Source organism: Actinospineispora acaciae DSM 45401 (genome assembly GCF_000620785.1).
GTDB lineage: Bacteria > Actinomycetota > Actinomycetes > Mycobacteriales > Pseudonocardiaceae > Pseudonocardia > Pseudonocardia acaciae.
This window is the reverse complement of record NZ_JIAI01000052.1, coordinates 1-6,316: the sequence shown is the minus strand read 5'-3', so window position 1 is coordinate 6,316 and position 6,316 is coordinate 1. Positions and strand designations below refer to the sequence as shown.

7 protein-coding genes and 1 pseudogene are annotated in these 6,316 nt (G+C 71.5%); 4 read left to right on the top strand and 4 right to left on the bottom strand.

Features of this window, described 5'->3' with window-relative positions:
- Window positions 1-797 precede the first annotated feature (797 nt).
- Entirely contained in the window at window positions 798-1,406 is a 609-nt protein-coding gene (locus tag N912_RS59570) for a Fic/DOC family protein (protein ID WP_051581817.1), read from the bottom strand.
- Entirely contained in the window at window positions 1,403-1,726 is a 324-nt protein-coding gene (locus N912_RS65440; protein ID WP_211261659.1) for an antitoxin VbhA family protein, read from the bottom strand. The genes N912_RS59570 and N912_RS65440 overlap by 4 nt, the downstream gene beginning before the upstream one ends.
- Before the next feature lie 120 nt (window positions 1,727-1,846).
- On the opposite strand from N912_RS65440, the gene N912_RS0147855 reads away from it, so the two are divergent.
- Window positions 1,847-2,101, top strand: a complete 255-nt coding sequence (locus N912_RS0147855) for a type II toxin-antitoxin system Phd/YefM family antitoxin (protein ID WP_028927990.1) — start codon at window positions 1,847-1,849, stop codon at window positions 2,099-2,101.
- Entirely contained in the window at window positions 2,098-2,487 is a 390-nt protein-coding gene (locus N912_RS0147850) for a type II toxin-antitoxin system VapC family toxin (RefSeq protein ID WP_051581816.1), read from the top strand. The genes N912_RS0147855 and N912_RS0147850 overlap by 4 nt, the downstream gene beginning before the upstream one ends.
- Here the strand turns inward: N912_RS0147850 and N912_RS59560 are convergent.
- A complete protein-coding gene (locus N912_RS59560; RefSeq protein ID WP_051581815.1) occupies window positions 2,484-3,011 on the bottom strand; it encodes a hypothetical protein in 528 nt (175 codons plus the stop codon). The genes N912_RS0147850 and N912_RS59560 overlap by 4 nt on opposite strands.
- 93 nt (window positions 3,012-3,104) lie before the next feature.
- Complete coding sequence (locus tag N912_RS0147840) at window positions 3,105-3,947, bottom strand: alpha/beta fold hydrolase (protein ID WP_028927988.1); 843 nt, start codon at window positions 3,945-3,947, stop codon at window positions 3,105-3,107.
- 144 nt (window positions 3,948-4,091) lie between these two features.
- On the opposite strand from N912_RS0147840, the gene N912_RS0147835 reads away from it, so the two are divergent.
- Window positions 4,092-4,652, top strand: a complete 561-nt coding sequence (locus N912_RS0147835) for a TetR/AcrR family transcriptional regulator (RefSeq protein ID WP_084212117.1) — start codon at window positions 4,092-4,094, stop codon at window positions 4,650-4,652.
- Window positions 4,653-4,963: 311 nt separating this feature from the next.
- Window positions 4,964-6,316 (top strand): annotated as a pseudogene (locus N912_RS64380) (hypothetical protein); the annotation flags it as partial.

Here is a 6,316-nt window from a genome sequence, read left to right as displayed (position 1 = left end):
AGGCCGCCAGGACACCCGCGACAGCACCGACAGCACAACCGAGAGCACGACGCGAACACGCCGCCCCCCAGCCGAAGCCACCGACACCATCACCAGCACCCCAACGGGTCACCAAAGAAAGACCGGCGAGAACTCGCCCTTTCTGGGGCTCAACAGGCACCCAGATCCAACCGGAAACACCACCCACGGTCACGTCACGCGGGAAGCGACACCCAAGCGCGGAGCACTCAAGTACCGGCCCTGGCGCGAGCCGAAACATCGCGGCGCGCGCGTGAGTAGCGTACGCCGGTCAAGGCCGGCAGAGGCCCAAAACGGCAACATGGTCGGGCTCCCGGTCCAGGCTCCCTAGCCACCCACGGCGTCGATGGCCTGCTTCACCAGGGAGGCCAGCATCTCCTGGCTCGCCCGGGCCTGGCGGGCCAGCACTGGCCCGGCCACCGCGGTCGCCGGCCTGGAGATCCACCGCATCACCGTCGAGTGCCTGCGCCTGACCTTGGTGCGCTGGCGCGGTGAGCTCGTGCACCCCTACGCCACCCCGCGCGGACGAGCCGCCGCGCGGTCCGCCCGACCGCTTGTCGACCCGGTGCGGGCGGTCGTTCGGGGCGTCCGGGAGCCAGGTCACCGGTATCGCGGATGCGGGGAGCTGGACGAACCTCAGCGAGGTCAAGCGGCTGTTGCGCGCGGCCGATGTCGTGGCCGGGCTGGGGCAGCGGCTGGTGATCTGGGTGGAGCGGGACCCGCTGGCGGTGGAGGCTCTACCGGTAGGCAGGGCAGCGAGCGGTCCTGGTCAGGTGTCGTCAGTGGGGGCGCGCGGCTGGGGTGGACGCGGGGGCTCGGTCACGAGGGCGTCGAGCATGGCGCGCAACGGTCTGTTGTCGCCCTGGTGCGCGCGTTTTGGACGCCTCGACGTTCGTTGCGGGGTCCATCGCTGTCCAGCGCAGCTGGTACCCGGCGTCGTCGGCGAGCTGGGTGAGGAAGGCGCGCTGGGTGCGGCCGTTGCCTTCGCGGAACTGGTGCAGGGCGTTGATGTCGGCGAGCAGCTCGGCGAGGCGGTCGAGGAACTCGTCGCGGTCTAGCTCACGCAGGTAGCTCCACCCGGCCAGACGGCCGAAGATGTCGGCGGCGAAGGAATCGATGTGTTGGGGGAGGCAGAACAGATGGCCTTTCCCGATCGACACGGTGCGTGGCTCGCCGGCCCAGTCGTAGACGTCACCGAAGATGAACCGGTGGAAGCCTCGCAGGTGTGCGAGGTCGTAGTGGCCCGGTAGCGGTGTGCGGCGCAGCTCGACCAGGCGCAGCGCTGTCAGTTCGGCTTCGGCTCTGGCCAGCTCGGCGGGGTCGGTGATGCCGAGGCGGTTGCGCAGCACCCCGGTGGTCGGGTCGAGATAGGGATCCGGGCCGGTCACTTGTGGTAGCGGGCTAGGACTCGCTGTCGGGCGTGCTCGGTGTCCATCCGGCCGGCGGCGACCTCCTCGAGCAAGGCCAGGCCCTCGGGCCCGGGCTCGAGGCCTTCGGCGCGCACCGACGCGAGCGCTTCGGCGACGTCGGCGCGTCTCTCGGCGGCCGTGAGGAGCTCCTCGTAGCGCGATACCGACATCAGGACCGCCTCCGGTTTGCGGTGCGTCCCGACGAACACCGGATCCGCGCCCGGCTCCTGGACACGCTTCAACGTGGCGGCCAGCGCCTGCCGGAACTCGCGGAACGACAGCACTCGCGGAAGCAACACTCCGAAAGTGTACCCAAATGCGTACGCATAGGTGTCCGCGCCTCGGCCAAGCCTGTACGGGGAACTCGAACTAGGGGTCGTGCCGGTTGGTGGTGGAGTCGATGTTGCTACGCTTGCTACATGGCGAGGACGATTCCGCATCGCGAGCTGCGCAACAACAGCAGTGCGGTCCTGCGCGAGGTACAGGCGGGGGAGACGGTCTACGTCAGCAACAACGGTGAGGTCGTCGCCGCGTTGGTGCCCGCTCCGCGTGCCGAGGCCGCCTCGGTGCGGATCCGGCGGGCGACGCGCCGGGGTGGGTTCAGCGAGCTGGAGCGGTTCCGGGTCGACGAGCCGGTGCTGGACGTGCTGGACGAGCTGCGCGGCGATCGGTGATCCTTTACGTGGAGAGCTCGGCGGTGGCCAAGCTCCTCGTTGAGGAAGCGGCCTCGGGGCGGCTCGCCGCGTACCTGGACAAGGCGGCCGAGCAGGGCGATGCGCTGTTGTCGAGCATGCTGTTGGAGACCGAGCTGCGCCGGCTGGCGGAGCGGCTGCGCCTGCCGCAGGCGGCCGTGACCGGGTTGCTCGACCGCTTGGACCTGGTGGAGTTGGACCGGGCGTTGTTCCGGGAGGCCGGGCTGCTGCCCGGGCCGCACCTGCGCAGCCTGGATGCCCTGCATCTGGCGGTCGCGCTGCGGGCCAACGCGGACGTGATGGTGACCTACGACAGGCGCCAGGCCGAGGCCGCCGAGTCGGTCGGGCTCCCGGTCCAGGCGCCCTAGCCACTCACGGCGTCGATGGCCTGCTTCACCAGGGAGGCCAGCATCTCCTGGCTCGCCCGGGTCGAGCCGCTGTAGAGCACCGCCACGGTTCCGCCGGGCGTCGACTTCGCTGCTCCCGCCACCCCGGCCTTGTACTGCTGGTCGACGTAGTAGACGGCGGCTTCGCCGACGCCGGGGATCGGGCGCGCGCCGGGCTTGGCGCGCTGCCAGGCCTCGGCGACCTGCGCGGGCGTCACCGAGCGGTCGGTGACGGTGGTGAGCAGCTCGCCGAGGGAGACGTCGGGGAGCGCCGCGCGGTAGTCGCAGGAGTGGGTCGGCAGCCCGTTGGCCGCGGTCCTCGGTGGCTTGGGCACGCCGCGCACGTTGTTGACCCCGAACACCCTGCCGACCGCCTCGCCGCTGAGCAGCGTGCACGGGTCGTTCAGGTTCGCCGCGACCGGTGTGTAGGGCCGCTCGAGGCCGCCGGCGCCCAGTAGCAAGGCCGTGACCGCCAGGACCGAGCCGACGTGCCAGCGGATCGACATGAGCGGAGGCTACGGGCTCGGCCTTGGGAGAGTTCCCGGCTGACGTCGTGAGTGGTTAGCGTTGCCATGACAACGCTAACCACTCACGGGTTGTCAGGCGGACAGGAAGTCCAGGAGGGTTTGGGAGACCTCGTCGGCGTGGGTCCAGAGGAAGCCGTGGGGGGCGCCTTCGATCTCCACGTACTTCGCGTTGGGCAGGCGCTTGGTGAACTCGCGGGCGGTGGCGTCGATGGGCAGGATGCGGTCGGCGGTGCCGTGGACGATCAGGGCGGGGACGCCGGTTTCGGCGACCTTGGGCAGGTCGGGGCGGAAGTCGGTGAGCCAGCTCGGGACCACCGCCCAGGAGGCCTTGGAGCCGGCGGTGCTGGCGGTGTTCCAGGAGGCGCGGACGACCTCGTCGCTGATGCGGGTGCCGAGGTTCTCGTCGAGGTTGTAGAAGTCGTTGTAGAACTGGGTGAACCAGGCGTAGCGGTCGGCCTTGGCGGTGGCCTGGATGCCGTCGAAGACCTCGGCGGGGACGCCGGTGGGGTTGTCGTCGGTCTTCAGGAGGTAGGGCTCCAGGGAGGCCAGGAAGGCGGCCTTGGCGACCCGGGCGGCGCCGTGGCGGGACAGGTAGCGGCCGACCTCGCCGGTGCCCATGGAGAAGCCGACGAGGACCACGTTGGTCAGGTCGAGGGTGGTCAGGACCTTGTCCAGGTCGTCGGCGAAGGTGTCGTAGTCGTAGCCGACGCTGGGCTGGCTGGACTGGCCGAAGCCCCGGCGGTCGTAGGTGATCACGCGGTAGCCGGCGTCCAGGAGGGCCTGCTCCTGCTTCTCCCAGGAGGCGCCGGAGAGGGGGTAGCCGTGGATCAGGACCACGGGCTGGCCGGTGCCCCGGTCGGTGTAGTGGAGGTTGATCTCGGCGGTGTTCTCCTGGCCGACGGTGATGTATGGCATCTCGGGGTGCTCCTTGGTTTCGGTCCGTTTTGGTGACGCCGAAGTTATTACCGAACGACCGGTAAAGCAACGTGACGAGGGCGACGGTTGTTGGAGCGGCCTTGGGGCTGGTGGTTTGACCGGTCGTTCGGTAATGTCGGCGGGATGGCGCGGCCACCTTCGGTGCTGGACGACGAGCTGTATGACCGGCTCGCCGAGGTCTTTCGCACGGCCGGGTACGAGGGGGCGTCGCTGGGCGCGCTGGCCGAGGCCGCGCGGCTGCGGCGGGCCAGCCTGTACCACCGGTTCCCGGACGGGAAGGCGCAGATGGCCGAGGCCGTGCTGGACCGGGTGGGGCGGCTGTTCGAGCAGTTCCTGGAGCCGATGCGGACCGATCCGGACACGCGGGCCGGGGTCGTCCGGTCGGCGGAGCGGATCGGCGAGCTCTACGGCGGCGGGCTGCTGTCGTGCGTGATGGACACCCTGCCGCTGCACGGCGCCCCGGAGCGGGTGCGGCGCCGGGCGGCGGAGGTGGCCGAGATGTGGGTCTCCACGATGGCGGACGCGGCGCGGCGCGGGGGGCGGCCCGAGATCGAGGCGCGGGAGGCCGCGGAGGATGCGTTCGCCTGGCTGGAGGGCGGGCTGGTGTACGGGCGGTTGTTCGGGGACGGCGGGCCGTTCCAGCGCGCGCTCGGGCGGCTGCCGGAGTTGTTGCTCGGGCCGTGAGTGGCTGGGGTCGTGAGTGGCTGGGGCCGCTATGACGGCTCTAGCCACTCACGGGTCGTTCATCTGGTGTTCAGTTCGGGCGCCCTGGTTGGTTACGGAGGGCACCTAAGTTCGATCACGTCACGGCGTTGGTCGTGACACCGAATGGGCTTCGGCCGCCAACGTGCTGATGTTGCGCACCCGTGGTGGGCCGGTTCTCTACGTGACTTGTACCGGGGAGAAAACGCCGTTCGGGCCGGAAGGTCTCCTATTTCGTCGGTGGGCGCGCCCTGGTGGGCTGCGCCGCCCCATGGTGCGGAGTGGTTCACGTGATGTCGTGGTCGGCTGGTGTGCGGCGGTGCGCGAGCGCCGTGCTGCCGGCCGTGCTGCGGGTGGTGGTGAGCTGCTGCGCGGTGGTGGGCGGGGCGTTCCTGTTGTGGCTGGTCGCTGGGGCGGGTCCGGCTTCTTCGGGCGGGGTGACGGGCGGTCAGGTCGTGACCGTCAGCCATGCCGTGCCGATGAAGAAGGGCGGGGGCTCGGGGTCCGGCGGCGGGAAGTCCGGTGGGAGCTCCAGCGGGAAGTCCGGCAAGTCGGGCGGGTCGAGCGGGAAGTCGGGCGGGAAGTCCGGTGGGAGCTCCAACGGGAAGTCGGGTAAGGCGAGCGGGAAGTCCGGGAAGTCGGGCAAGGCGAGTGGCTCCGGCGACAGGGACGGCTCCAGCTCGGGCGGGAGCTTCGGGCGGTCGGAGGGCCGGGGCGCGAAGTCGGAGAGCAGGGCCGCGTACTCGCGCGGCGAGCGCCGTGACGGCAAGGGTGCCCGTCCCACCGGTTCGCGGTTCGACGGCGGGTCGGGGCGGGATCGGGTCCGGGCCGAGGGCCGCACCGAGGATCGCGCGGGGCAGTCGCGCGGCTCGGGTGGCCGTTTCGTCGAGCTTTCGGATCGGACGGTCGGTGCCAAGAACCGGCAGCGTGACCGGGTGGCCGATTCGAGTCTTGGCCGCGCGGCCGAACGGGTGGCCGACCGTAGTCTTGGCCGCGCGGCCGATCACAACGTCCGGCGTGCGCTCGCGGGGCAGCGTCCGGCCACCGCGACCAAGGCGGCCGTTCGTGAGGCGGTCGGCTCCCGGCTGGGCGAGCTCGGCGCGAAGTCCGTACGGAAGGCGCCTCGGTCGGACATCGCGCGGCGGGCGGTGTCCGGGCTGGACAGGCTGAACGGACTGAGCGCGCTGGGCGGCGCCGGCTCGTCCGAGGGCGGGCTGTCGCGGGCGGGCTTGTCGGGGTCGCGGGAGCGGTTGCGCGGGCTCGGCGACGAGATCGGGGCGTCCCGGGATCGGCTACGGGGCCAGCTGCGCGGTGAGCTTCGGGGCGAGCTTCGCGGCCAGGGCCGGCGGCTGGCCGGTGACGGCGGGGCGAGCGTGAAACGGCTGGTCTCCGGCGCGGTGGACATGGCCGGCAACATCGCGTCCAGCGTGGGCGGCGAGAAGCTGGGCCGGCAGGTGCGCGGCGCGCTGTCCGGGGCCGCCGACACGGTGCGCGGCGCGTTGAGCGCGGCGGGCCGCGACGGGCTCGGGGCCCGCGGCGGTGAGCGAGGCGCGTTCGGGCCGCTGCCGTTGCGGGAGGCGCGCGGTGACGGCTCGTCGCTGTTCGGCGGCGGATCCGGGGCGTTCGGCGCGGGCGGGATCGGCGGG

Bases quoted from the DNA above. Each gene is read 5' to 3' on its own strand.
- N912_RS59560 (WP_051581815.1), bottom strand. From the start codon at position 3,011: ATGTCGATCCGCTGGCACGTCGGCTCGGTCCTGGCGGTCACGGCCTTG.
- N912_RS0147840 (WP_028927988.1), bottom strand. From the start codon at position 3,947: ATGCCATACATCACCGTCGGCCAGGAGAACACCGCCGAGATCAACCTC.
- N912_RS0147855 (WP_028927990.1), top strand. From the start codon at position 1,847: ATGGCGAGGACGATTCCGCATCGCGAGCTGCGCAACAACAGCAGTGCG.
- N912_RS0147835 (WP_084212117.1), top strand. From the start codon at position 4,092: ATGGCGCGGCCACCTTCGGTGCTGGACGACGAGCTGTATGACCGGCTC.